This window comes from Nocardia nova (genome assembly GCF_002933465.1).
In the GTDB taxonomy this organism is placed as follows: domain Bacteria; phylum Actinomycetota; class Actinomycetes; order Mycobacteriales; family Mycobacteriaceae; genus Nocardia; species Nocardia nova_B.
The window spans coordinates 21,764-47,087 of sequence record NZ_PSZE01000041.1 but is presented as its reverse complement, the minus strand read 5'-3'; the positions used below and the strand labels follow the sequence as shown (position 1 = coordinate 47,087).

Genomic DNA, 25,324 nt, shown 5'->3' with positions numbered 1-25,324 from the left:
GCGGCAGCGTCAGATGTGTATAAGAGACAGGGTGTCGAGGTAGTCGGCGGTGGCGGTGGCCACGGGCACTGCGGTGGGATCGGGCAGTGAGGCGGCGGTGTCGCGCAAGGCTTGGCGTGCGGCGAGTTCTCTTGGGCCGGTGGGCACCCAGAGCAGGACGGGGGTGATGATGCCGGTGGAGCGGGCGAGCTCTGCGTAGCCGAGGAGTTTGGCGGCGACGCGGGTGAGGCTGGTGGTGGCGAGGTCGTATTCGAGGAAGAAGTCCAGGCGGGCCTCGTGGCGGGTGTAGCGACCGTAGCTGTCGGGGCGTGCCAGGTCTCCCCAGAGGCGGCGGCAGCGCGATTCCGACCACCACGCAGCCACGGTGGCGTCGTGGTCGGCGGCGGTGATGGCGAGGGTGGTGAACCAGTCGTTGACGCCGAGAGTGTGGGTCAAATGCAGGCTGTGGGCGATGTCGAGGCGGCGGCGAGGGCGGTAGCCCAGCTCGCGGACCTCGGCGCCGGCTTCGGCGGCGAGCACGCCGGCGCCGTCGGGGGCCAGCACCCAATGCCACGGTGCGCTACCGGAGGTGGTGAACGGGCGGAACCGGTCCACGACGCGTTCGCGGTGCAGGGCCGCCAGGCGGCGGCGGGCAAGGTTGCGGGTGGGGAAGGCCAATGCGGCTAGCTGGTTGGTCGTCAGCACGCGATGCTCGTGCACCATCCGCAGGATCCAGCGATCGCGGTCGGTTAACCGAGCCACCAAGCGCAGCGAATCGGCCAGTGGCAGCCCGGTCTGGACGGTGCGCGGTGCGCGCAGATCTGCTTGCCGGTCGGGGCGCGTGATCAACATGAGAGACGGAAACCTTTCGGACACAAAGGGGGACTCATCCCGGCCGCGCGGGCGACCGCCCGTGACTTGACTGGCCGGTGAGCGACTACAGACGGGGATCGTCGAGACTGGAGGAGGACGTGGCGTCGTCACCGGTGGTCGACGATTTCGACGGATCGTCGGTGGAGTGGTGGCCGGGCCGGGTGGTGTGCCCGGCGCGTGCGGCGGCGGCGATCTGGCGGGCGCGGCCGGGCGTGGGTGGGGGCAGTGGCTCGGTGGTGAGGGTGAACGGCCGGGCTTGTTGGCCGTGGACGAGCAGGCGCGCGGCGGCGTGGAAGGCGTCGAGGTGGGTGAGGTCGTGTTCGGACAGCCAGGGTGTGGTGTGGCGGGCGAGTTCGCGGGCGTCGTCGGGGGAGACGGCGAAGATGATTTTGTTGCGGGCGTTGGCGGAGATGCCGTCGCGCAGATCGCGGGGGAGTTGGGCGAGGTTCTGGTGGGCGAGCAGCAGCGACAGGTGCAGGCCGCGGGCTTCGGCGAGCATGTCCTCCACCGGTGTGGACAGGTTGAGGAAGTTGTGGGCTTCATCGAGGACCAGGGCGGCGTCGGCGCGGTCGTTGGCTGGCTGGCGGGCGCGGGCGGTGGCGGCTTGCCAGGTCCGCGCGACCAACAAGGATCCGACCAGTCGGCTGGTCTCCTCCCCGAGCGACCCTTTGGGTAGGCGGGCGAGGCAGATGCCGCCGTGGTCGAGCACGTCGGCGAACTCGACGGTGGAGGGGCCGGCGGCGATCGCGGCCCGCACGAACGGCCGCAACAGGAACGCGCGCAGCTTGTTTAAGAGTGGCCCGATGACTTGCGCGCGTGCGGCGTCGGACAGTTGCTCGTAGCCTTCCCAGAATCCGCGCAGGACGGGGTCGCTGGTGGTGCGGGTGACGCGGGCGCGGAAGGCGGGTTCGGTGAGCAGGCGCGGCAGGTCTTCGAGGGTGGCGGTGCCGGGCTGGGCGCACAGGGTGAGCAGGCTGGCGCGCATGACATCGTCGGTGCGCGGCCCCCACCATTGGGCGAACACGCGCCGGAAAATGGTCACCAGGTTGTCCACGGCGAGATCCAATCCCGCATGGCCGGTGTGGCGGATGTCGAGAGGGTTGATGCACGGGGGCGGGGCGGGGGAGTCGGCGTCGAAGAGCACGACTCGGTCGGCGTAGCGGCGTGGGAGCCGTGACAGGACGTCGGTGACGAGATCGCCTTTGGGGTCGATGACGATCAGGCCGCGTTCGGCGTCGGCGTCGGCAAGGATCGTTCGGGCCAGCAGGGTCGATTTGCCGACCCCGGTGGGGCCGAGGATGTGCAGATGGTGGCGGGCGTCGGCGATGCGAACCGCGACGGGGCGGCGGCTGGCGGTGTCGGCGAGGCCGAGGGGTTTGGTGTGCTCGCCGCTGGTCGGAATCTCCGGCGCCGGCGCCAGAGCGCGAGCGCCGGCGCGTTGCAGACCGGGCAAGCCCTCCTCGGTGGGCAAGTGCGCGAAGGTGGCCAGCTCGGGCACCGACAGCACATCACCACGCCCGAGCCGCCGCTCACCCAATGCGAGGGCGAGGCGCCAGCAGCGCCGCCGCTGGTAGTAGTTGTGATCGGCGCATGCCCCGAACACCGTCGCCAGCGCGTCGGCGCGGCCCCGCGCCACCCGCCGCGCCTCGGCCGCACCCGCCTGTTCGTCGACGGGGACCGATGCCGCGTAGCGGATGAGGGTTTCCCAGTGCGGGCCACGCGCTTTCGTCGCGGCGGCTCGCGCCGCAGAGGCGAATTCCATCGCGGTCTGCTGGTCCGACGGTGGCTTGCTTTCGCGCGAGGAGCGAGAGTTGCCGGGGGTGAGGATGTCGAGCAACTCCCGCGCCAGCCCAATCGCCAGGCCACCGCGTGTGCGGTCGGAGCGTGTAGCGCGGGCGACGCGGCGGCCGGTGACCGGGCGAGCAAGGACCTGCACGCACGCGCCCTGACCAGGACCGAGATCATCGGCGGCGGTGATCAGATCGCGGACGAGGTCGCCAGCGTGGTCGGTGCGGATCGGAAGTGCTTCGCGACGCCCCAGCCGCAACTGCCCACCGGCCAGCACCCTTCGCGTCCCGGCAGGGCGAGGCAGGGGCGGCTCGGTGCAATCCTGGGTGTCGGTGTGCGCGCCGGGCCACGCCGAGGCGATCGCCCGCTCCACCAGACCCGGAGGGACACTGCCGGGGACCCAGAACCGGATCGCAGCCCCGTCTTCGGGTGTGATCGTGTATTCCAATCCCAGATGCGGCTGCCCGAACATGGTGCGCCGCCAGGCGGGCCGTAGTTGCCCTGTCAGGTGCAACCAGACCGCGGTCGCGGCCTTCGAGTCGACCTGCGGCGGAGTCATCACGGTGATCAGGCGAGCCCCCGCACCCAGCCGGCGCCGCCGCACACCTGCCAGCACCCGCACCACCATGAGCACCCCCGCCACTGCGGTGATCGCCGGGATAGCCAGGGGGGACACGAGTGCGTGGGCAAGATCGTGCAGCGCCTCGCCGGGGGCGAGAAGCAATCGGGTCAGCCACCCGTGTGTGGTGACCGGAGTGCTCATGCGGCGTCCCGGTACTGCTCGAAGGTTTCCTGGCCGATCACCGGCAGCGGTGATGTAGGCTCGGGGGCGCGGCGGAAACCGTTGCGGTCCATTGTGTTTCGTGCGTCGTCGCGTTTTTGCAGGACGATGACGTCTTCGTGGGCGATCAGATGCATCGGCAGTCCCGCGCGGCGTTGTTTGACGATGAAGTCGCGCTGGAAGAACGAGCTGCGGGCCACAAGCTCCCCGTCGGACAGGCGCCCCAGCAGCGCGACGCACCGCTCGACGGGGGTGAGCCCGGCCAGGGTGCCGCAGGTGATCAGATGAGCGGGCAGGTTGACCAGCTCGGCATGCTGGCGCCACGGCCGTGCGGTGATCACCACATGCCCACCGGGAGCCAGGAACTCCGCGGCCCCGGTGAGGATGCGGGTGAATCCGGACAGCAGCCGGCCCAGGCCGACGTTGGCGAGGTTGCCGCGGTCGAGGACCGACCCGTAGCGGTGGTCGGTCTTGTGGACGCCTTCCCCGGCGCGCACACGGACATGGCCGTGGGTGGAGTCGCCGTAGGGCGGGGAGGTGATCACCAGATCCACCCGGCCCCGCAACCGTTCGGGCAGCAAGGTGGGCAGTTTGCGAGCATCGCCTTGGTGGACGGCGGCGTCGAGCCCGATCCCGGCATCGCGGGCCAAGGCCAGGTTGGTGCGGGCCAGCTCGGCCCACCGCGCCTCGTACTCGACCCCTACCACGCGGCGGCCCAAGTGCAGGGATTCGACGAGGGTGGTGCCGATCCCGCACATCGGATCCAGCACCAAATCGCCGGGCCGGGTGTATGCCTGCACGGCATGGGCCACGATGGCGGGCAGCATCTTGGCCGGGTGTTTCACGCTGTCGGGGTGATACCGGCCGCGCACGCGCTGGGCGGCGGGCGCGATCTGGCCGGTCGCCCACACCGACACAGAAGATCCGTGTCCGGTCGTGGCGGCGGTTCGGGTGGTCGGGTCGAGAGTCATTCGTTTGTCCTTTGCGAGAGAGGTCAAGGCGGCGGGTACGAGCGGCAGGTCGCGCTGTCCAGAGGGCAGATCAGCGCTCGAAGGCGGGGGCGGGCTCGGGCCGCAGGAACAAGAGGAGATCGGTGTGTGCGACCGCGTGCCTGGCGGGGGCGATGTGCGCGTCAGGGCCGGTGACTGTGTCGCCGTGCAGGGGCGCGGCGATGATGTGCTGGAGGTAGAGCAGATCGGCGGCTTGGGCGGCGGCGACGATCGCGCCGGCCGGATCCGAGAGGACGCCGTCGTCGCTGTGATGGCAGCGGCTGAGCACGACCAGTAGTCCGCCCTCACTCAACTGGGCATCGGCCAACTCCACGACCCGGTCCGCAGCAGCCACCGGATCCGAATTCAGGACGAGCAAACTCGCCAACACAAGCTCGTTCGCCCCCTCTGAGCCGGAAACCCCGGACTCGATCCGCGCGGTCCGGTCGAGCCTGTCGACCGCGGTGAGCGCGGCGGCAGTGTCGGGCGCCATCACCGTCAGCGGTCCGCGCCGCGCAGGCGCGGGCCAGTCCACCAGCAGCACTCGGTCGCCAGGGGCGCAGAACTCGGTCACAGCGCGTGACACGATCGGAGCCGGCCACCGATCATCGGGATCGATCGGATCGGTGCCCGCCGCCCACAGGGTCGAGGGCACCGCCCGAGTCGCTGTGGCGCGTGGGAACCCGGTGCGAGGAAATGGCTGCGAAGATTGCGCGGTCATACGGAGCGCTCCTAACTGGGCGAAGAAATTCTGTGTCTACTTAATAAATTCCACGCAGACCCCAGTTTTTGGACATCGTCCAGCCGGAAAAGTACCGGCAAGCACTAATTGAGCCTGATTTGCGAGCGCTGTAGTAGGCACGCCGAATTCATGCGGCGACCACTGTCGAGTAATTTCTGAATAATTTTTCTACCGGTCGATCGAGGGGCGGCTCGGCGCCCTCCGAAACATCTCCAGAACACCTCCGCGCAATCACAATGCCTGGTAGATGCGTCTGTTGCTCGGTGGTGTCGACCAGATGCCACCCGGTTCGCGGCGCAGCGTGTGTGGCCGCGCGGGGATGTTCCGGAGGGTGTTTGGAGGCCGTGCGGAGGTTGTTTCGAGGTGGTTTGGAGGTGGTTTGGAGAGTCGGTTCTGCTGTCCTTTCCGGGACGACATTGTTCGTTGTTCATCGAGCAAGGGAGTTCCTGGTGACGAATTCAAAACACATCAATTTCCGGTGCCGGAAAGTAGCCACTGAAAGGACGCCGCTGGAGGTGGTGTCCTCGGCGTTCGACCGCATCGCCGGAGAGCCGGTGGCCGCGGGCCCGCCCCCGCCACGCGGAGTCGCGGTCCGAACGTGGGGCGAGGTAGGTGAGCGATTACGGGACCCCGCGATGCCGGTCGACGCTGTCTGGAGCTGGCTGATCCAACGCGCCCGCCTGGAGTGGGGACAACCGGGGGGCCGTGCGGGCCTGGCGTGCGCCGGACTGGCGGTGCCGATGCTGGCCGGAATCACCGGCCGGTTCGCCGCACCCGGCAGCATCGACCGCGACGACGCGGAAGCCGAGATCATTGCCGGGTTCCTGCGGCAGGTACGGGAGATCGACCTGGAGCCGCCGCGACTGTGGTCCCGGCTGTGGTCGGTGACCGTGCATGTCGGACGATCCTGGGCACGACAGCAGGCGGTGGCACCACAGGCCATCGACCTCGACATCGATACAGCCGACGCGCGCCCGCCCATCACCCAGACCCCCCACGGCCACCCGGAACTGGTGCTGGCCGACGCGGTCGCCGAGGGAGTGATCACGGCCGAAGCGGCGGAATTGATCGCCGCAACTCGATGGGAGCGGCGCTCGATGACCTCGGTGGCCGAGCAGCTGCGCGGATCCCAGTCGCACTGGAAGGTCCGCAAACAACGCCAGCGCGCCGAAACCAAACTCTGCCCCTGGCTGGCCACGCGGATCGAGTCCCCGGATCCGGCACCGGACAGCACGGGTCATCAGACCGGTTCCTCCGCTCAGGTTCGATCCACCAGCAGCGGGCGCGGCCGGACCCGCACCGCACTGCAAGGCGGGCAGCAGGAGGTGCGGCGATGCGCATGAACCGATTCCCCACACCGTTTTCCACCGTCGAGACAGTGTGGCGTCATGGCCGAACTCGGCGGTGGCACCGCGCGGCGGCGTGTGTGGTGCTCGTCGCGCTGACGTTGCTGACGGTCGCGGCGGCAGGCCCGGCCTCGGCGCAGCCGGTCTCCCTGCTGGCGATCGCGTCCTCGCTGGATCAGGTGATCGACAACGCCCGCAACTGGCTGGTCGGTATCTCGAGTGCGGTGGCGACGGTCTGCCTGACCATCGCCGGCGTCCGGTACGTGATCGCCTCCGGGGACCCGGCCGAGGTCGAGAAATCCAAGTCCGCCCTGCGCGCGGCCTGCCTCGGCTACGCGCTGGCCATGCTGGCCCCGGTCATCGTCGCGGTCCTCAAATCCATCGTGGGAGCCTGACCAATGTCCGCCCCCACACGCCGACCCAAGGCCGCGGCGCCTCGGTGGCGAAGGATACGAGCCGCAACCGCGACGCTGACCCTGGCCGCAGGTCTGACAGCGACCGCCGTTGCGCAGGCGCAGCCACCGGTCACTCCGCCCTCGATCGTCCCGGCGCAGCCTCCGGTCACGATGTCACCCGCGCCCCGCTGGCACACCGAACCACCCACGACGACACCACCGTCCCCGTCGGCTCCCGTCTCGCCGGATCCGCAGACTCCGGTCAACCCGCAGCCTCGGCCCGACCCACGCACTCCGGTCGACCCGCCATCTCCGGTCTATCCGGGCACCGGGACTCTGCACGATTATCCGAGCGAGGGCGACTGCGGAGTCACCAATATCTCCGGGTGCGTCGCCGAGGCGGTCGACGGGTTCTTTCGCCGCCTGGTGACCTCGGCGTTGAACCCGCTGCTGAACCTGGTGTCGCACACCCTGCTCACCACCCCGGACCTGACCGCCCTGCCGCACGTGCGCCAGATGTGGGACTCCTCGTGGCAACTGGTGCTGGCCCTCTACGTGCTTGTGGTCATGGGTGCGGGGGTGCTGTTGATGGTGCGCGAGACCCTGCAAACCCGGTGGTCCTGGCGGGAGCTGGCGCCACGGCTGGTGATCGGATTCGTCGCCGGCGCGTTGAGCATGGCGCTGGCGGCCGGAGCGATCCGGTTCGCCAACGCCCTCGCGCAAGCGCTGTCGGGCAACGGGGTCGACGCCGACTCCGCCGCCGCGGCCTTGCGTCAGTTGACCGACAGCGGGCCGACGGGCGGGATCTTCATGCTGCTTCTCGGCGTCGCGCTCGTGGTGATCCTGGTCGTGCTGATGGTGGCCTACGTGGTGCGCATCGCGATCACGGTCTTGCTGGTCATCGCGGCACCGCTGGCACTGATGTGTCACGCCCTGCCCGGTTTCGAGTCGATCGCGCGCTGGTGGTGGCGCTCGTTCGGGGCATGCCTGGCGATCCAAGTGGTGCAGTCGCTGATCCTGGTCACCTCGCTGCGAGTGTTTCTGACTCCAGGCGACTGGTGGTTCTTCGGCCCGAATTCCCAGGGCATGGTCGACCAGATCATCGCGATCGCGTTGATGGGGATCCTGGTCAAAACCCCGTTCTGGCTGCTGTCGGTACTGCGGATCGGCCAAGGCCGCACCCTGGCCGGGTCGATCGTGCGCAGCTACATCACCTACAAAACCCTCGGCGCCCTCAAAGGCACCCGCACAGCGGCGACCTCCAAGCGGGCCGCGGCTAAGTCCGCTGTCGCGCGCCGCCCACCCCGACCGGCCGACCCCTACGCCCGCGTGCGCGCCACCCGCGACGGGCAGCTGATGCTTCCCTTCGAAGGCGTCCACCGCGTCAAACGCCAACCGAATCCGGCTGCCGGACAACCCACCTCGCGCTCCACACCCGCGCCGACCCGCACACCTCGGGGCAAACAGTTGGCGTTCGACTTCGATCTGCCCGCGACTTCGGATCCGTATCGGGGGATCCGTCCCGGACGGGGCGGGCAGTATCCGCTGCCGATCCCTGTAGCGAAGGTGCGCCGACCGACCCCGCCACCGGAGCCCACCACACCGGCAGTTGCGAAACGAGCACCCGCGGGCAGCACTCGGGGCAGGCAGCTGAGCTTCGACTTCGACCCGCCCGCTGCGCCGGACCCGTACGACCGTGTCCGGCCGCTGCGTAGCGGCCAGTACCCCTTACCCATCCCAGCGACCAGAGTGCGGCCCACCGCGAGACCGCCCACGCCCGTGGCACCGCCACTGTCGACACCGGGGCCGAAGCGGTCGGCGGGGCGGCAGTTGCATCTGCCGCTGCCCGATCTTCCCGTCCGCCGCCGCGTACCACGCACTCCCGGAAGGAGGCCATCATGACCACACCTGTGCGTATCCCCGCCGATGTCGAGCGCCGTGACCGGTTGATCGGACCGTTCACCGCCCGCCAGCTCGCCATCCTCGCCGCCACCGCCCTGCTGCTCTATCTGGCGTGGATGGCCACCCGCGCCGTCCTCGCGCCGCTGGCGTTCCTCGCCGTCGCGGCCCCGGTCGCGACCGTGGTCACGGTCGCGATATCGACCACCCGTGACGGTCTGCCGGGCGACCAGCTGCTGGTTGCCGCGATCGGTCACAAGTTGCGAGCCCGCCATCTTGTGCGCGACGCCGGTCGGACAGAACCGGTGCCGCGATGGGTCGCCGACCAGGCGATGCGGGGGCCCCGGCCACCGGTCCCGGCTACGTTGTCGACCGATGCCGTACGGCTGCCGCGCGCGGTCACCGGCAGTGTCACCGGGGTAGGGGTGGTGGACCTCGGCGCCGATGGGCTCGCGGTCGTCGCTGCGGCCGGCACCCTCAACCTCGCGTTGCGCACCCCGGCCGAACAGGACAGCCTCCTCGCACAGTTCAGCGGCTGGCTGCACACGCTGCGCCAACCCGTCCAGATCCTCATCCGCTCCGCACGACTCGACATCACCGCCCACCTGTCGGCCCTCGACGCCGCCACCGCCGACATGTCACCCCAGCTGGCCACCGTCGCCCGAGACCATGCCGACCACCTCGCCGACCTCGCGGCCACCGAAAACCTTATCCAGCACCAGGTACTCCTGATCTGGCGCGAACCGATCCGCACACCCGACGCCCCAGCCCTATCACCGCTGATCTCGCGCCAGCGACGCTTCCTCGGACGAGCCTCGGCTGCCGCGCGCCGCGCCGCGGAGTCCCGGCTGGTGCGCCGCCTCAGCGAGGCCACTGATCTGCTCGCTCCGCTCGGAGTCAGCGTGACCGCCCTCGACGAGATCCAAGCCACCGCGGTCCTGGACAGCTGCTGCAACCCAGGCAGCCTCGTAGCGTCCTCGGCCGACATCGCCGGCCCCGACGAGATCATCACCGCCGCCGGCGCCCAGCCCACCCGCGTCGGCGGCATCGTCCTCGCCGCCGAGGAGGACGACGAATCCGGGGCGGAGGCTTTGAGTTTCGGGCCCGAGTCGCTGTCGATCCGGGCCCGGCACCTCGAGGTCGGCTCCGATTGGGTGGCCACTGTGGCGGTGACCGGGTTCCCGCGCGAAGTCACCTCCGGGTGGTTGACACCGCTGCTGTCGCATCCCGGCCGGCTCGACATCGCCGTGCACATCGACCCGATCGACCCGGTCACCGCAGCCGGGCGGCTGCGTCGCCAGCTCGCGCGCCTGGAATCCTCGCGCCTGCACGACACCAGCCGGGGCCGGCCCCCCGACCCGCAAGTCGACGTCGCCGTCGAAGACGCCGCCGAACTGTCGGCCCGAGTGGCCCGCGCCGAGGCCCGCCTCTACAGGGTCGGTGTCTACCTGACCGTGCACGCCGACTCCGAGACCGAGCTGGCCGACGAGGTCGCCGCGGTGCGCGCCCTGGCCGCGAGCCTGCTGGTGGACACCTGCCCGTTGAGCTTCCGTGCCGCTCAAGGCTGGGTCACCACCCTGCCGATCGGACTGGACCTGATCCGAATACACCGCACCTTCGATACCACCGCCCTGGCCGCAGCGTTTCCCTTCGATTCCCCGCAGCTCCCGGTCACCGACCCGATCGCCGCCACGCAGCCGCGTGGGGTGCTCTACGGGCGCGACGCCGCCGCTGGGCTGGTGTTCGTCGACCGGTTCGCCCCCGAGGCCCACAACCACAACATGGTCGTGCTCGGCCGCAGCGGCGCCGGCAAGTCCTACCTCGCCAAAACCGAAATCCTACGCTCGCTCTACCGGGGCATCGAGCAAGTGATCATCGACCCCGAAGACGAATACCGGCGCCTGGCCGACGCTGTCGGCGGCACCCACATCCGCCTCGGCGCACCCGGGGTACGGCTCAACCCGTTCGACCTCGACATCCGCACCCGCCCCGACGGCCACCGCACCGCCCCCTCCGACGCGCTCACCCGCCGGAAACTGTTCCTGCACACCCTCAGCCAGGTCCTGCTGGGCGAGCAAACCCCTACCCAGCGGGCAATCCTCGACACCGCCCTGACGGCCACCTACACCGCCGCCGGCATCACCGACGACCCCGCCACCTGGACCCGGCCCGCCCCCACCATGAGCATGCTGCGCGATCAGCTGGCCGGGTTCGGCACCCCCACCGCGCACGAGCTGGCCGCAGGATTGCATCCCTTCGTCGACGAGGGCGCCTACGCCGGGCTGCTCGACGGCCCTACCACGACCGACCCCGATGGTGGACTGGTGGTGTTCTCGCTGCGGGACCTGCCTGATGAGCTCAAGACGATCGGCACCCTGCTGGCCTTGGACGCCACCTGGCGGCGCGTGTCCGACCCGGCCACACGACGGCCCCGCATGGTCACCGTCGACGAAGCGTGGCTGATCATGCGCCAACCCGCCGGGGCGCAGTTCCTGTACCGAGCCGCGAAAAGCTTCCGCAAACACTGGGCCGGGCTCACCGTCGCCACCCAGGACAGCGCCGACGTGCTGTCCACCGAACTCGGGCGCGCGATCGTCTCCAACGCCGCCACCCAGATCCTGCTACGCCAAGCCCCGCAAGCCATCGATGATGTCGCCGCCGCGTTCAAACTCTCCGATGGCGAGCAACAATTCCTGCTCACCGCCGCACGGGGCGCTGGTCTCCTCGCCGTCGGCGGCACGGACCGCGCCGTATTCGCCTCCCTGGCGTCACCGACCGAAAACGCCTTGATGACAACCGATCCCAGCGAACTCACCATTCTGGACGGCGGAGACGGCGGTGACATCGATATCGATTTCAGTTCCGGCTCTGGTGAGCCGCAGCTACGAGAAGGCGCCGTGGAAGAGGAAGAACCTTGCGTCACCGACGAGGTGACCGACGTCGATGTCGAGCGGGACGTCGCAACCGACGGGCAGCCGGGAGGTTAATTCCATTCGCGTCACTACCCGGGTCTGCCCGCCTGCGTGACGCTGCGCCCAGCGTAGTGCTGCCGGTTTCGGACGAGCAATACGGATCGAAAAGTATTAGCGGGCGCAAATTGACATAAATGCGATTCAGTTGATGTAGATAAATCCTACTACGCGCGTTGGACGTGAGATATGACAAATACTGTTCTAGGGACGATCACTACGATTCCTCTGCCTCAATTCGATGATGAACACGGATCGATTTATCCCTCTATCCATATCGCTGTATCGACTTTGGATAATTGCGGCAAGGTTGCCGACCGTTCGGCGAACAAATATCTCGGCTGGCGCTGCGGGAAGCGCATAAAATTGACCATTGTCGATGGTATTGTCAAAGTAACCGAAACGCGGCGCGGTAGGAATGCTATTGCGAAAGGTGACTATTTACGGATTCCGTCGGAAACGAGAACCTGTGCGCGGATCAATAGGGGCGATCGCCTACTCCTGATCGCAATCCGTGAGCCCCGGGCCCTTCTGATCTACCCGTCGGCCCAGGTGTTTGCAGCGATTCGGCCATCTATTTCCCTCGTCTGGCAAGACCGATGACGACCGACGAAATCGAAGCAGCAAGACTGCTGCTCGCTCGGCTTGGGCTCCGCGCTGAAGATCTCCTCGGCGACGTGGGGCCTCGCGGTGATCGTCCAACTCCGACCTTCGCGGACTACACGAGAAGTCTCCAATCTGCTTGTTCTGCAGGAACATTGCGGACCTACCTGCCCTACTGGCGCCGTATCGCAGACTTTTGGGGAGACCGGCCGATCACCGAGCCGTCTCCTCTGGAGATCAGAGAAATGATCGAACAGTGCAAGCGTGAGGCCATCGTTCGTCGGAACTCGCGAGGAGGTCGTTCAGCTGCGGAGCATATGGTGGGCGCACTACGTGCGATATTCGGTCAAGCACAAGCTGATGGCTATTTCACAATGGCGAACAACCCTGCTAATCATATCGTCAAGCCTCGACGGTTGCCGAGCAATCGACACGCTCTCTCCGATGATCTGCTTGCAGATATCGTCCGAGTAACTAAGACTACGGGCAACGATCCCGACCTCGACATATTGATCCTGCGTTTGCATATCGAAACCGCTTGCCGTCGCGGCGGCGCCCTGGCGTTGCGGCCATGTGATCTCGACGCGAGGCAATGTCTCATCAAGCTGCGAGAAAAAGGAGATACTGTCCGCTGGCAACCTGTATCTCCATCATTGATGCAAGCGCTACTCCGGCACGGCAATCGAGGTTCTGACCCTGACGCGCAACTGCTGCGGTACCGAAACGGAAAACCCATTACCGGTCGTCGCTACGACTATATATGGAAGAGGGTCGGCGAACACTTGCCATCGGCGGCAACTCAACAAGTCACCGCTCATTGGCTTCGCCACACCACTTTAACGTGGGTCGAACGGCACCGTGGATACGCGGTGGCACGGGCTTTCGCGGGTCACAACGATGGCGGGTCGGGCAACACCGGCACCACGCTCACCTATGTCCGTGCATCACTCCACGAGATAGCCGAAGCGCTCACCGCAATGACCGGCGAACCACATCCTTTGGTTGATAGAAGCAGTCCAAATACGAGACCACCGCTGGCTGCATAAGTCGGTGGCTCAGTGGTGTGGAGGCTCAGTCCACTCCGCGGGGGCAATGACAAACAAGGTCGACACAAGGCTCAGGTAACGCGTTGGTACCTACCTGGCCGAAGGGGATCAGATTGGTGCTTCTGAGCGCGAACCTCGACACCGCACTGAGCGCCAATGTCGACACCATCAGTTTGGATGTGCACGAAATCCGACAGCACCACGGCCGGTCGGCCCGCCCCGAGCCCGAGCTTCTCAACCAGCAGCGGAAGGTCGGTCGGGTACCGCTGGAGCGGGATTCGGTCATCAGGTGGTGTCGAGATTCGCGCTCATACGATCCGCCAGGCGCTGTCCGGTTTCGCGCCGAAGTGGTGCCAGATTTCGCGCTCAGAGCCAGATTGGGGACGTCAGACGTCAGCGTGGAACCGTCCTCCAGATGAGCGGCCGGAGTGACCATGGGCCCGGCGGCCCCATCATCCGCGGTCGAGCCTTCTGAACGGGCTGCATCGCTCCATAGCAGGACGGACTCACAGCGGTAGTGCGCAAACAGCAGCACTGGACGAACGAAGAGCTGCCGGCGATCACCTCCGTGCTCCGACAGGTTGGACAGCTTGAGCCTGCCAGGGCGAACTTGCCCAGAACTTGGCCTGGTCGATCAGCCATACCGCTTGAGCCGTCCCGACGAATTGCGGGAGGCTGTTGTGCCTGATCAGTCGTCACGAGGCCAACGGTGTCGTACCGTCTCGCTACGATCACTCAGGTGACCAGGAGCAGCAGCCGAGTGTCCCAGCGCGGGACGGTCTTTCCGATTGTCGAGGCGTACGGATACCACCACAGCAGCACGTCGCCCGAGGCCCGTAATACATGGGCGCAGGAGTATTGCCCGTTCGCCAAGATGCCCTGTGAGAAGAAGCGGCAGTATCACTATGGATATTGCTCCGTGACGTACGCCGCGGGGTGGGATAAGGGAAAGCGACGTACATACGCCGTGTGCGATCACCGTCTCGATGGCCCACCTGTTCAATGGGCTGTGACCGACTATTTCGGACAGCGAGAAGCAACGCTCGTCCCGGAAGTGACCATCACCGATTCGCCGAAACTCAATATCGACTACATGGCCTTCGTTGACGATCCTAGTGCGGACGGCGGAACCGATATTATCGCGATCGAAACGCAGGCGATTGACCTGCGAGGCGGCGGTGTCGGCCCTGCCTGGGAAGCATGGGAAGAAGGCGACGTCCCAAATTGGCGAGCGTATTTCACGAAGGAAGCGAAAGCAAAGAATCGTCGAGATACTGTCGATTACGGCGTCAATACTGGCAATGTGTACAAGCGGCTCGGGACGCAAGTTGCCGCCAAGGGTGAGATCCTAAAGCAGGTTCATATTCCGCTCTATGTGGTGATGCAGCAGATCATCTTCGAGCAGCTGCGCGCCCGGGTTAATTTCGAGCCAGTCGACGAGGGGGAGCCGTGGGACATCACCTTTGTCGGTTTCGATTACGATGCCGAACCTGATCAGACTGGCCAGCTTCCGATGAGTCTCAAGACCGTGGTCCGAACAAGCCTGGAAAATTACGTCACAGCAATGATGTCAAGTAGTGCGGGAGATTTGCTTCGACACGACGTCATAGCTCGCGCGAAAAGGAAGGCCAAGCCACCGGAACTTCAAGGGGATCTTTTGTCGGAGCTTGGCCTCGATATCCCCACTAACCCATAAGTTCTTCGTTCATCGCCAGCTGCCCAAAGTCGTCGCCCTCGTCTTCAATAATCGAATCATCGACGGCGAAGTCGATGCTTCCGGCATTAGCGCTGGCAGAGTTGGCGAAGTGAGAAGTGATCTCAAATCCCATGGCGCGTCGGCCGTTCTTGATCGCAACCGCTAGAGAACGGCCAGTCCCGCAGAAGGGGTCGAGGACCAGCCCGTTAGGCGGGCACGAACTCAGAATACGCGGCTCGATGAGCTTCACGGGGAAGGTGGCCGAATGCCCGTCTGAACCTGACGTGACGTTGACGGTTACGACGTCGCGCGCACCTTTTTCAACAGTGGAGATATCGTAGTAATACTTCGCCCGCCCCTCTTTGGGCCGCTTGACGAAGTGATAGAAATGCTCGTGGGCGAGGCGTAGGCGATCCTTCTCTGGACGAGGTGGGACATTACGCTTTTCCCAGATCAGATCGTTGCGAAGGATCCACCGCTTGTCCTGCATCGCGATGGCGAAGCGGGCCGGGATCATCAGGAGTTGCTTTTCTTGCCGGAATCCGCCCATAGGCGTCTTGCGGCGCATCCGCGGGTTGTTGCCCAATCCTTGCCTACCATCGAGCCGGATACTCGACCATCGGGCGAAGTACGTGTCCCCGATATTTATCCACATACTACCCTCGGGCTTCAAAGCATGAGCCCCGCGCTGAAAGATCTCGACCAAATTGCTGACGTACCATTCTGGCAGCGGCTCCATGCCGAGGCATCCGCCATGAAGGCGATACCAGTCATAAGTCGGCGCCTCCTCTTTGCTACCCCCCTCGGATACCCACTCGCTAAGGATATCCTCGTTATGGTCGATCCCATACGTCCGCAATCCCCAATAAGGCGGAGAGGTAATTATAAGATCAACCGACTCAGGCGGTAGTTTACCAAGGAGATCGTATGAATCACCCTCGTACACCTCGGCGGTCCGCTCCTTCGTAGGAGGGTTGATCTCATGAGTCGTCATCTCTGCCTTTTTCGAGAGTTATTTAGGCACCGATTATGCCCGGTGGCCTGAAATTATAAGCCCATAAATGGGTGTAGGCCAGTAGGCAAACGCTGCAAAATTTGGCAATTTTGGCCATTTCGCATATTAGCAGTCAGATGGGGGCTGGCTTCTTTCTCCTCTCGTGTCTTGTCTGACCGGTCTGGACACAGTACCGATCATCGCACAGCGGAACGACACCTCTCGGATCCTCCAAAGGAGCAGGTCGTGTCCCTGCGTGCTGATTGCCGCGCAGCTGAGCGTAGGCGACGGTGGCAGCCCTCGGTTGGTCGGCACCGTGGAACGGACTGCCTAGTGAACTGGTGACACATACACTCAGATCTGACCATTGCGACGTCTTGGGGGTTTCAATGCGGCGATCTGCGCGGGGAACGGACGTGACGAATGAGGCCGTCGCCGTCTTCCTAGACTTCGAGAACCTCGTGCTTGGCGCAGGCGGAAACGGGCAGGGCGACAAAGCGATCCCGTCGTCCGCGCTCAGGTGGCTCTGCCGCGGCTTCGGCAACGCATCGGTACGACGGGCGTATGCGGACTGGCGCGATGCGCGGTTTGGGCAGTATGAGCGGGCGTTGGCAGAGAACGGCATCGACCTGGTGCAGCTTGGTCGGTTCACGCCCGGCAGCCACAAAAACGCCGCGGATATCCGGTTGGCCGTGGACGCTATGGAGACCCTGATCGCTCATGCCGACATCGGGATCTTCGTCCTGGTGACCGGAGACAGTGACTTCACGCCACTGGTACAGAAACTTCGGGAGTTCGGAAAACACGTCATAGGCATTGGCACGAACGAGGCGACCACCAGCGCCCGGCTGGTGTCGGTGTGTAGTGAATACAAGTTCTGGGAGACGGTGATGCGTCAGGCGGAACCGAGCGCATCCGCCACCGGCGGTGCGAAGCCGCAAGGATCGACGAAGAACATAGACAAAGCCAAACAGCTTCTTGCCGAGGCGATCTCGCAGACCACGACCGATACCCCCACCGCCAGCGCCATCAAGAGCAAGATGCTCGCCCTTGACCCGACCTTCGATGAAAACCTCTATGGCTACACGAACTTTCGTGATTTCCTGTCCAAAGTGGGCGGCGCGAAGATCGTTGGGCGGTCCGGCGGGGACATTACGGTGTCGGTGCCGAGCGCGTAAGAATCACTACGGCGAGACCGCACGCAGTTCTAGAAGCTCTTTCACCTCGAGGACTCAGGGTGTGGCCGAACTGGCTGGCTCGGGAGGCTGGCGATTGGCCCATCAGGTACCGGCGACGGCATTCCGCATCGACCAAGCGCAGCACACCGTGATAGCAATACCACGTTGCCTGCGGCGAAGCATTGCCCAAGGAAGGGCGCCGCACTCCAGGCTCCAGTCGCCGCCGGCGCATACCGCCGCCTTGCCATGCCGAGTGCTGCCACACGCCTGCCGAATGCGGCACCTTCACATCTAACCCGGCGCGCTGCACCTGGACTGCCGCGCCACCGAGGAACAGGCACAGAATGTTCCGGACGAGCTGACGCGGAGCTCCGGCGCACTGATGCCCGCCTTGGGTGGGCTGAGCAACCGCAAAGGGAGGCAGAGCCCGAAACGACAGACGCACATCCAATCGGTGTTCTCCGGATTGAGGGGCGACGTGGGCCGTTGAATCCCACTGGATAGGGCCGCTTTAGCATGGAAGCTAGAACCTAGCCGTGAAACTAGGCAGGCGCCGCCCGTATGAAGGTAGCGCCTACCCAACAAACCACCACCTGGAAGGCGTCTATGCTCTCGGCCGACATCAGTAGCCGTGCCCTTCGGTTCTTTGAGAAGCGAGGTCACACGGTGGTGCCCTCGGCATCGCTGATCGCTGACGACCCCACCCTGCTGCTGATCAACGCTGGCATGGCACCCTTCAAACCGTACTTCTTGGGCGAGGCACCCCCACCGTATAAGCGGGCAACCAGCTTGCAGAAGTGCGTCCGCACCGTGGACATCGAGGAAGTTGGCCAGACCAGCCGTCATGGGTCGTTCTTCCAAATGTTCGGCAACTTCTCTTTTGGCGACTACTTCAAAGAGAAGGCCATCCCCTTCGCGTGGGAGTTCTTGACGAGCCCAGTCACTGATGGAGGGCTCGGGCTGCCCGAGGACAAGCTCTGGGTCACGGTCTACCTGGATGACGACGAGGCTGAGCAGATCTGGCGTCGCGACGTAGGCGTGCCTGCCGAGCGGATCCAACGCCTTGGCATGTCGGAGAACTTCTGGTCAATGGGCGTGCCTGGCCCCTGTGGCCCTTGCTCTGAAATTTGCTTCGATCGTGGCCCTGACTTTGGTCAGGACGGTGGCCCGGTTGCCAACGACGAGCGCTACTTGGAAATCTGGAACCTGGTGTTCATGCAGAGCATCCGGGGTGAGGGTCCGGCCAAGGAGGGCTATCCGATCCTCGGCGATTTGCCCTCAAAAAACATCGACACTGGCTTCGGGCTAGAGCGGATGGCGGCACTGCTGCAGGATGTGCCGACTATCTTCGATATCGACACCACCCGCCAGATCCTCGACTTGGCCGCCGAGCTGAGCGGTGCCAAATACGGTGCCAGCGTCAGGAATGACGTCTCGCTACGCGTCATCGCCGATCACATCCTGACTAGCGTCATGCTCATCGGCGATGGCGTTACACCGTCCAACGATGGCCGGGGTTACATCTTGCGGCGCATCCTGCGCCGGGCCGTGCGCATGATGCGCCTGCTCGGGTCCGAAGATCCCGTGGTGCACGAGCTGGTCGCTAAAACGATCCAAGTGATGAGCCCCATGTATCCCGAGCTGACCGGCGAGCGGGACCGAATCGACCGAATCGCGGTGGCCGAGGAAGGTGCCTTTGTTCAGACCTTGAAGGCGGGCACTGCAATCTTCGACCTGGCTGCCGAAGAGGTCCGCAAAAGCAACAACCTCGTTTTGCCCGGTGACAAAGCCTTCCAGCTGCACGACACGTACGGCTTCCCAATCGACCTCACCTTGGAGATGGCTGCCGAGGCGGGCCTGTCAGTGGACGAAACCGGCTTCCGTGCATTGATGCAGGAACAGCGGGCCCGTGCGAAGGCCGATGCTGTTCGCCGAAAGACCGGCGGGCACGGTGAGACCGGCGTCTACCGTGATCTGCTTGCTCTTGGTCCGACCGAGTTCACCGGTTACAGCGAACTCGAATCGGAGGCAGTCATCCGCGGCCTCATCCGGGAGGGCGAGCGGATCCCGGCGGCCGGCGAAGGCGACATCGTCGAAGTCGTGCTCGACCGCACGCCCCTGTACGCCGAATCCGGAGGTCAGGAAAGTGACGCGGGCCTGATCCTGGCTGATGGCGCTCAATTGGAGGTGCTCGATGTTCAGAAGGTCGCCCGCAAGCTGTGGGTGCACCAAGTACGTGTCTTGAGCGGTGAGGTGGCCGAAGGGCGGAACGTGCTCGCCAAGGTTGATCCCGAATGGCGGATCGGAGCTCGGCAGGCGCACTCAGGCACTCACATTGTCCACGCTGCTCTGCGTCAAGTGCTTGGGCCGACTGCTCTCCAGAGTGGTTCGTATAACAAGCCTGGCTACCTGCGTCTGGACTTTTCGTGGACAGGCGGCTTGTCGCCGGAAACTCGCAGCGAGATCGAGGAGGTCTCGAACCTCGCGGTGCGTCGCGACTTGCCGGTTGCTGTTGAGTTCATGACGCTTCCGAAAGCCCGTGAGCTAGGTGCTCTGGCACTGTTCGGTGAGACCTACGATGAGGAAGTTCGCGTCGTAGAAATTGGCGGTGCCTGGTCGCGCGAGCTGTGTGGTGGCACTCACGTTGCCCACTCCTCGCAAGTTGGCTCGCTGACGCTAATCAGTGAGTCGTCGGTGGGCTCAGGGCTGCGCCGAATTGAGGCGTACGTCGGCATGGAAGCCTTGCGCTTCTTGGCCAAGGAGCGCGCACTGGCCCTCAAGGTATCCGACATCTTGCAGGTGCCGACTAGTGAGATTGGTGACCGCGTCTCCGTGATACTGAAGCAGCTGCGCGATGCGGAGAAAGAGATTGCCCGCTTCCGTGCCATTCAGCTGCACCAGCTGGCGGAGGGGTTCGTCAAGGATGCGCAAATAATTGGTGATGTCACTGTGGTCACCGAGCATCTGCCGGAACCGGCGACCACGGAGGAACTGCGGAGCGTTGCCCTCGATATTCGGGATCATCTCAAGGACCGACCGGCCTCCGTTGTCGTGACCGCGCTTGCCAACGACAAGCCGATTGTTGTGGCTGCGGTGAATGAACAGGGTCGCGAGCGCGGGCTAAAGGCGGGAGATTTGGTGCGGACCGCTGCAAAGGTCCTCAAGGGTGGTGGTGGCGGCAAGCCAGACATCGCCCAAGGTGGCGGTACGGACCCGCTCGCCACCGACGACGCACTGAAAGAAGTCCGCCGCGTGATCGGACAGACGGTTACGGCGTAACTGCTGTCCGGCTCAGTCGGCCCTCAAGATGCACAAGCATCTGGGGGCCGACCTGATCCGGCGTGTTCAGAAGGACGTCGACGCCAGCGTCGCTGAGAACTGTCGTCCCACCAAATCCCCAGCCAGCACCAACTGTCAGCGCCCCGGCTGCCCGGCCCGCCTGCACATCGGTCGGAGTATCGCCGACGAAGAGGGCTCGCTGAGCTGGAATACCTAGCTGTGCACATGCCGCCAAGACACCGTCCGGGGCTGGTTTGGGCGGGGCATCTTCGTGCGCAATGAGAACGTCAATCAGCTCTGTCACCGCGGGCGGGAGCAGGTAGCTGAGCCGACTGCGCGCCTGTGCGGTGACGATGCCGAGCCCGATCCCAGCTTCCGCTAGTGCTGCCATACCCGACACCACCGCATCGAAGATGCGCAGTTCACCAACTGCAAGCGCCAACGCACTGTCGAAATGATCGCGATACGCCTGGCGTGCATCCGGGACGCCGAGCGAGAGGAGCGCGTCGACAGGCGGAAGCATGACGCAGGCTTCGAGCGCAGCCGGATCGACCGGCGCGGCAGTGGCCGCGGCGAGCACTCGAAGCGCTTCCTTCGTTGCCGCGCGGGTGTCGATAATGACGCCGTCCAGGTCGAACAGTGCTGCGTAGTCAGGTATTCGCCGATGCCGCATCAGCTGGCGCTCCTCTCCCGCTCGATCCCGAAGAGGGTCGCGGGCGTGAGTAATGACCGCAGTTCGATGCCGCGCCGTTCCAATCTCTCACGGCCCCCAAGCTCGCGATCCAGGACGCACACTGCAGCAATAACTGTCGCGCCGGCCTCGCCCAGGATCTCAGCTGCGTGAAGGATCTGCGTTCCACTACGAACGACGTCGTCCACCACCACAACTCGGCTGCCGTTGAGGTCGTTCGCCTCTATCTGACGACAGGTGCCGTACGTTTTGGGGGCCGGCCGATAAAAGCTGGTGCGGATCTTGGCGACGGCTGACAACGCGACCGCGAGCGGCACACCACCCAGCGCTACGCCGACCACGCAGTCGATGCGTCGTGGAAGCTCCCGAGCAAGCGCACCCGCAACGTCATGCAGCAGCACGGGGTCGGCGGCAAGTTCGTATTGATCGAAGTACTCATCAAGCACCTCACCCGATGACAGCGTGAACTTGCCGCGTTGGAGTGCGGCCGTACGGATTCGGGCAATGAGGCTGGTCGGCAACATCAGCCACGCCCATTCGATGGTGCTGTCGCGACCGACGGCACCCCAGAGCGTCGATGTTCGGTCAGCTCGGACAGCGCGTGGCTGAACGCGGCAGTGTCAGGAATTTCCTTGAGGAAGCCGAGCGGCCTGGTCGGTGTCTCGAACAACCATCGTTCCGATCTGAGGAAGGCCGATAGTCGCAGCGCGGTCGCACCGGCCAACCACACTGGTACCAGTCGGATATTGCCTGCGTACCAAATCGCTGCGGTCAGCTCGTGCAGCGTACCGACGCCGCCGCCCATAGCGACCACCACGTCGGCTTCATCGAGGAACTGGTGAATTCGATCGCCCATTTTGGGCAGTCGAAACGACTGGGAGACATAGGGGTTGAAGTCGCCCCAGTTCACGTCGGCCAGAGTGACAGCGAAAATCTCCCCACCTGCACTGGCTGCGCCACGAGCGGCATCCTCCATCAGGCCGTTGTAGCCGCCGTGCTGAAGTATGAACCCAGCCTCGGCCAGGCCGCGCCCGATGTCGTAGGCCAGCGCCTGTTCTGCCTCCGACGCCGGGACAACGCCCCCGAAAAAGGTGGCCTTCAAGGAGATTTCGCGCTTCATACTCATGGCAACTCCAGGTAGTAGCGGTAGGCGTCGATCGCTTCCTTCAGGTTGTCGACTGCTTCGGGTGCCACCATGTTTGCGATGGCGAACATGCGGTCTAATCCTTCAGTGAGAGATGCAACCGTAGGAATGGCGGGCGCAGAGATCAGCGCCATCAGGTGGTTCAAGCACTCCCGCCCAATCGGTGTCGTGCCGATTTCCTCTTTTAGCTGGTACCAGCCCCAAAAGGTGGACGTCGGAGCCAGCGCGGTTTTGATCAGGTTTTTCGCCGTGGTGTTGAACAGGAAGGATTCCGAGTACGCGATGAACTCCTGTCCGCGTGTGATCCGCTTTCGGATCAGATAGCCAATCACCAGGGCCTCGATCAGGAGATCCTCACACGATCGGGGCACGCCCATCGTGTCGGCTACGAACTGCCTGGTGTCGGCGTCCGGCTCGTACACCGCTTCGTAGTCGCGCGTGAAGATCGGCTGGCAGACCGTCTGCTCCTGCACGCGGCCGATACAGCTGGCGGGAGCGAGGTACAGATCGAGTTGTTGGAGATGACCCGCCCACCCGATGAGGTAGACGTAGCCCAAGCCGCCCATGTTGCCGACGATCGTGTCCAACCACCCGGGGAGGATGCCGCCGAGGTCGGCGGTGATCAGAGGATTAAGCACTGAGACGAATTCCTCGAACTGTGAATCTCGCACGCCGACAACGAAATCAACGTCGGACAGCCGATCGGCAGTACCGCGGGCCAGGGAACCACGCACGAGCAAGTGCGTCACCGCGTCGCTCCTGGTAAAGCTCTCGGTCGCGTGTTCAAGGAGCGCGAACTGCTCAGGACGGTTCGCCTCGGCGAGTTTGCTCAGAATAGGCAGATTCACGCTGCTCCCTCCGATCGCATGAGGCCCAGCAGCACCATCTTGTTGGTGCGCCACTCGCCGGCCGCATCGACTTCGCCGAGCGTGTCGTACAGCGAAGCGATCAAGTCGTAGATCAGTCCTTCGGGCAACGACCGCTCATAGAACAATCGCAGCAGGTAGTTCTCCGCTGCTCGCCTGTAGCCGAGGCGTGCCAACGAAAGTGCCTTCCGACGGTGACCCTGCAGCTCGGCCTCCGTTGCGAGGGGCAGCACGACGAGGTCTTCGCGGTCAAGCCACTCGTTCGCACTGAGTTCGGCCAGCCGATCGTCCGCGTAGCAGTCCAGCAGCAGGTGAAACCGATCCGGTCCGAGCAGGTTGCACGCGCCGTGTACGTGAGTCGGCGTCAGCCGCCAGATCCGTCCGGGGCGGAGCCAAGCCCGGACACCGCCGGTCACGAGGGTTGCCGAACTGTTGGTAACCAGCGGTATGTGAAGGCGTTGGCGCTCAGAGGCGTTCAGCTCGTTGTAATCGCGGTGCTCCCACAGGAACGAGTTCGGACGCAGACGAGCCAGGCGCACCCACATGTACCGCAACCCCAAGGACGCCAGGAGCTTTCGCGTCACCGGCATCTGCTGCAACAACGTGGTTTCGACTGGCGAGCAGTCCCTGATCCGAACATCGCTCGGTGAGCCGGATTCGTTGAGCAGCGACACAGTAGACCAGCCACCTGACTGGTGCTGCGAGTACTCGTCGACCCATAGTTGCTCGTCCGGGACTGTCAGTGCCTCATGTCGCAACCGTTCCAAGAGTGAGGAGTCGATCGTCTGAAGACAGGCAATCTGCCTGAGTAGCACCTGATTGTCGGCAACCGCGGTCGACAGCATGCAATCCCACCTTCCATCCCCTGAGCCTCGAACGGAACGAGACGAGCCCGAAGTACAACACAGCCGTACGACAAAAACGGCCCTCCTGGCTCCGCGACGAGCGACGGTGACCGCGCGAAGTGTTCCGGCAGAGTTCACCAGAGCGTACTGGTCAGCAAGAGCCTATGCGAAGCGAATTCCGCTACACAGCAGGATGTTTCAGGCGAAGATGGAACCCATGGCCACACAGAACATTGGCGCTGCTCGGCGCACGACGATGTACGGCAGCGGCGATCTCAGCGCTAGCAATCTCTTCTCGGGTCACTTCATCAACTTCGGGTACTGGACTGACGACGTCACGCCCGGTGATCTGACCCGAGACCGGCGAACCACCAGCCAGGCCGACATGTACCGAGAAGTCTTGCGCCGAGCGGATATCGGCGGACGGCACGCAGTGCTGGAGGTCGGCTGTGGCATCGGAGTCGGTGCGGCGCTCGCGCTACAGGAGTTCGGCCCGCAGCGGCTCATTGGGCTTGATCTCTCGGACGATCAGATTGCGCGGGCCGATCGGTGCAACGCGGACGTGCTGGCGGCGCACCCTGGCCGGCTGTCGTTCCAGCAAGGCTCGGCGTCCGCGATTCCCTTCCGGGATGAAATGTTCGACAGGTGCATCTCGGTTGAGGCAGCACAGCATTTCGAGGATCTGACAGGATTCGTCGCCGAGGTGAACCGAATTCTGAAGCCTGGTGGCAAGCTGTCCTTGGCGACGTTCTTCACCACTGCTGACGACTCCGCACAACGTTTGGCACCGCTGATCGAGACGATCCGCAACGGGGTTGACGTTGTGAGCCCGATCGGCTCCTTCACCGAGACACTCCGGACGACCGGCTTCGAACCGGTCGAGGTCGAGTCCATTGGCGAACATGTATGGCGGGGATTCGATGCCTGGATGCAGCACACGGGGTACGAGAATCACTGGTGTCGAAACTGGCTCCGGGGATATCAGGAGGGCCTCCTCGACTACTACATTGTGTCGGCGGCGAAGCCGAGACTCCGATGCGGGACACGATAAATTCCTGGCTGAAATAGATGCTCGGACAACGAACGTCGCAGTTGTAACGCCACAGGCATGTGCCTGCGCGGTGGACAGCCCTGCGTACGGCGAAGACGGCTTCGCTTCGGAGCTGTGCGCAGGTGTCGGTCCCACAGTGGGAATTACGCCGCGCGTTTCATTGTCGCGCG

General features: G+C 64.6%; 19 protein-coding genes. 10 read left to right on the top strand and 9 right to left on the bottom strand.

The window, feature by feature from the left end:
* Positions 1 to 916: 916 nt before the first annotated feature.
* The 3 genes from C5E41_RS35815 to C5E41_RS30735 form a co-directional block, all read right to left on the bottom strand.
* The gene (locus C5E41_RS35815; RefSeq protein WP_146097748.1) at positions 917 to 3,403 is read right to left on the bottom strand and encodes a helicase HerA domain-containing protein; all 2,487 of its coding nucleotides are present in this window, start codon (positions 3,401 to 3,403) and stop codon (positions 917 to 919) included.
* A complete protein-coding gene (locus C5E41_RS30740) occupies positions 3,400 to 4,392 on the bottom strand; it encodes a TRM11 family SAM-dependent methyltransferase (RefSeq protein ID WP_104379202.1) in 993 nt (330 codons plus the stop codon). The genes C5E41_RS35815 and C5E41_RS30740 overlap by 4 nt, the downstream gene beginning before the upstream one ends.
* 70 nt (positions 4,393 to 4,462) lie before the next feature.
* Positions 4,463 to 5,131 carry a hypothetical protein gene (locus C5E41_RS30735; protein ID WP_146097747.1) on the bottom strand — a complete coding sequence of 223 codons (669 nt, stop codon included), beginning with the start codon at positions 5,129 to 5,131 and terminating at the stop codon, positions 4,463 to 4,465.
* Positions 5,132 to 5,601: 470 nt separating this feature from the next.
* On the opposite strand from C5E41_RS30735, the gene C5E41_RS30730 reads away from it, so the two are divergent.
* The 7 genes from C5E41_RS30730 to C5E41_RS30705 all read left to right on the top strand — a co-directional run bounded on the left by C5E41_RS30730 (position 5,602) and on the right by C5E41_RS30705 (position 15,106).
* Positions 5,602 to 6,495 (top strand): sigma-70 family RNA polymerase sigma factor, encoded by an 894-nt coding sequence (locus C5E41_RS30730; RefSeq protein WP_146097746.1) that lies wholly within the window; start codon positions 5,602 to 5,604, stop codon positions 6,493 to 6,495.
* Complete coding sequence (locus C5E41_RS30725) at positions 6,486 to 6,893, top strand: pilin (RefSeq protein ID WP_258081369.1); 408 nt, start codon at positions 6,486 to 6,488, stop codon at positions 6,891 to 6,893. Before C5E41_RS30730 ends, C5E41_RS30725 begins: the two co-directional genes overlap by 10 nt.
* Before the next feature lie 3 nt (positions 6,894 to 6,896).
* Positions 6,897 to 8,795: a hypothetical protein gene (locus C5E41_RS30720; RefSeq protein WP_146097745.1), complete on the top strand. Its 1,899-nt coding sequence runs from the start codon at positions 6,897 to 6,899 to the stop codon at positions 8,793 to 8,795.
* Positions 8,792 to 11,779 carry a TraG/VirB4 family ATPase gene (locus C5E41_RS30715; protein ID WP_104379198.1) on the top strand — a complete coding sequence of 996 codons (2,988 nt, stop codon included), beginning with the start codon at positions 8,792 to 8,794 and terminating at the stop codon, positions 11,777 to 11,779. The genes C5E41_RS30720 and C5E41_RS30715 overlap by 4 nt, the downstream gene beginning before the upstream one ends.
* 171 nt (positions 11,780 to 11,950) lie before the next feature.
* Entirely contained in the window at positions 11,951 to 12,364 is a 414-nt protein-coding gene (locus C5E41_RS33535) for a hypothetical protein (RefSeq protein WP_146097744.1), read from the top strand.
* Positions 12,361 to 13,410 (top strand): tyrosine-type recombinase/integrase, encoded by a 1,050-nt coding sequence (locus C5E41_RS30710; RefSeq protein ID WP_104379197.1) that lies wholly within the window; start codon positions 12,361 to 12,363, stop codon positions 13,408 to 13,410. Before C5E41_RS33535 ends, C5E41_RS30710 begins: the two co-directional genes overlap by 4 nt.
* Positions 13,411 to 14,419: 1,009 nt before the next feature.
* Positions 14,420 to 15,106 (top strand): hypothetical protein, encoded by a 687-nt coding sequence (locus C5E41_RS30705; protein ID WP_368854152.1) that lies wholly within the window; start codon positions 14,420 to 14,422, stop codon positions 15,104 to 15,106.
* On the opposite strand, the gene C5E41_RS30700 is transcribed toward C5E41_RS30705, so the two are convergent.
* The gene (locus C5E41_RS30700) at positions 15,096 to 16,100 is read right to left on the bottom strand and encodes a DNA-methyltransferase (RefSeq protein WP_104379195.1); all 1,005 of its coding nucleotides are present in this window, start codon (positions 16,098 to 16,100) and stop codon (positions 15,096 to 15,098) included. The genes C5E41_RS30705 and C5E41_RS30700 overlap by 11 nt on opposite strands.
* Positions 16,101 to 16,516: 416 nt before the next feature.
* On the opposite strand from C5E41_RS30700, the gene C5E41_RS30695 reads away from it, so the two are divergent.
* Positions 16,517 to 17,278, top strand: coding sequence for an NYN domain-containing protein (locus tag C5E41_RS30695; protein ID WP_181063502.1), 762 nt, complete (start codon positions 16,517 to 16,519; stop codon positions 17,276 to 17,278).
* A gap of 606 nt (positions 17,279 to 17,884) precedes the next feature.
* Positions 17,885 to 20,557, top strand: a complete 2,673-nt coding sequence (alaS, locus tag C5E41_RS30690; protein ID WP_104379206.1) for an alanine--tRNA ligase — start codon at positions 17,885 to 17,887, stop codon at positions 20,555 to 20,557.
* Here the strand turns inward: alaS and C5E41_RS30685 are convergent.
* The 5 genes from C5E41_RS30685 to C5E41_RS30665 are packed head-to-tail and all read right to left on the bottom strand — an operon-like array spanning position 20,547 to position 24,103.
* A complete protein-coding gene (locus C5E41_RS30685) occupies positions 20,547 to 21,230 on the bottom strand; it encodes an HAD family hydrolase (protein ID WP_104379193.1) in 684 nt (227 codons plus the stop codon). The genes alaS and C5E41_RS30685 overlap by 11 nt on opposite strands.
* A complete protein-coding gene (gene pyrE, locus C5E41_RS30680) occupies positions 21,230 to 21,772 on the bottom strand; it encodes an orotate phosphoribosyltransferase (protein ID WP_104379192.1) in 543 nt (180 codons plus the stop codon). The genes C5E41_RS30685 and pyrE overlap by 1 nt, the downstream gene beginning before the upstream one ends.
* Positions 21,772 to 22,374: an LOG family protein gene (locus C5E41_RS30675; RefSeq protein WP_219823291.1), complete on the bottom strand. Its 603-nt coding sequence runs from the start codon at positions 22,372 to 22,374 to the stop codon at positions 21,772 to 21,774. The genes pyrE and C5E41_RS30675 overlap by 1 nt, the downstream gene beginning before the upstream one ends.
* Positions 22,371 to 23,240, bottom strand: coding sequence for a nucleotidyltransferase domain-containing protein (locus C5E41_RS30670; protein WP_104379190.1), 870 nt, complete (start codon positions 23,238 to 23,240; stop codon positions 22,371 to 22,373). The genes C5E41_RS30675 and C5E41_RS30670 overlap by 4 nt, the downstream gene beginning before the upstream one ends.
* On the bottom strand, positions 23,237 to 24,103 hold the full coding sequence (locus C5E41_RS30665) for an aspartyl/asparaginyl beta-hydroxylase domain-containing protein (protein ID WP_104379189.1): 867 nt from the start codon (positions 24,101 to 24,103) through the stop codon (positions 23,237 to 23,239). The genes C5E41_RS30670 and C5E41_RS30665 overlap by 4 nt, the downstream gene beginning before the upstream one ends.
* Positions 24,104 to 24,320: 217 nt before the next feature.
* On the opposite strand from C5E41_RS30665, the gene C5E41_RS30660 reads away from it, so the two are divergent.
* Complete coding sequence (locus C5E41_RS30660) at positions 24,321 to 25,154, top strand: class I SAM-dependent methyltransferase (protein ID WP_104379205.1); 834 nt, start codon at positions 24,321 to 24,323, stop codon at positions 25,152 to 25,154.
* Positions 25,155 to 25,324: the final 170 nt, after the last annotated feature.

Coding starts and splice junctions, on each gene's coding strand:
- C5E41_RS33535 (WP_146097744.1), top strand. CDS start 11,951: ATGACAAATACTGTTCTAGGGACGATCACTACGATTCCTCTGCCTCAA.
- C5E41_RS30660 (WP_104379205.1), top strand. CDS start 24,321: ATGGCCACACAGAACATTGGCGCTGCTCGGCGCACGACGATGTACGGC.
- C5E41_RS30740 (WP_104379202.1), bottom strand. CDS start 4,392: ATGACTCTCGACCCGACCACCCGAACCGCCGCCACGACCGGACACGGA.
- C5E41_RS30700 (WP_104379195.1), bottom strand. CDS start 16,100: ATGACGACTCATGAGATCAACCCTCCTACGAAGGAGCGGACCGCCGAG.
- C5E41_RS30715 (WP_104379198.1), top strand. CDS start 8,792: ATGACCACACCTGTGCGTATCCCCGCCGATGTCGAGCGCCGTGACCGG.
- C5E41_RS30675 (WP_219823291.1), bottom strand. CDS start 22,374: ATGAGTATGAAGCGCGAAATCTCCTTGAAGGCCACCTTTTTCGGGGGC.
- C5E41_RS30725 (WP_258081369.1), top strand. CDS start 6,486: ATGCGCATGAACCGATTCCCCACACCGTTTTCCACCGTCGAGACAGTG.
- C5E41_RS30685 (WP_104379193.1), bottom strand. CDS start 21,230: ATGCGGCATCGGCGAATACCTGACTACGCAGCACTGTTCGACCTGGAC.
- C5E41_RS35815 (WP_146097748.1), bottom strand. CDS start 3,403: ATGAGCACTCCGGTCACCACACACGGGTGGCTGACCCGATTGCTTCTC.
- pyrE (WP_104379192.1), bottom strand. CDS start 21,772: ATGTTGCCGACCAGCCTCATTGCCCGAATCCGTACGGCCGCACTCCAA.
- C5E41_RS30735 (WP_146097747.1), bottom strand. CDS start 5,131: ATGACCGCGCAATCTTCGCAGCCATTTCCTCGCACCGGGTTCCCACGC.
- C5E41_RS30720 (WP_146097745.1), top strand. CDS start 6,897: ATGTCCGCCCCCACACGCCGACCCAAGGCCGCGGCGCCTCGGTGGCGA.
- alaS (WP_104379206.1), top strand. CDS start 17,885: ATGCTCTCGGCCGACATCAGTAGCCGTGCCCTTCGGTTCTTTGAGAAG.
- C5E41_RS30665 (WP_104379189.1), bottom strand. CDS start 24,103: ATGCTGTCGACCGCGGTTGCCGACAATCAGGTGCTACTCAGGCAGATT.
- C5E41_RS30710 (WP_104379197.1), top strand. CDS start 12,361: ATGACGACCGACGAAATCGAAGCAGCAAGACTGCTGCTCGCTCGGCTT.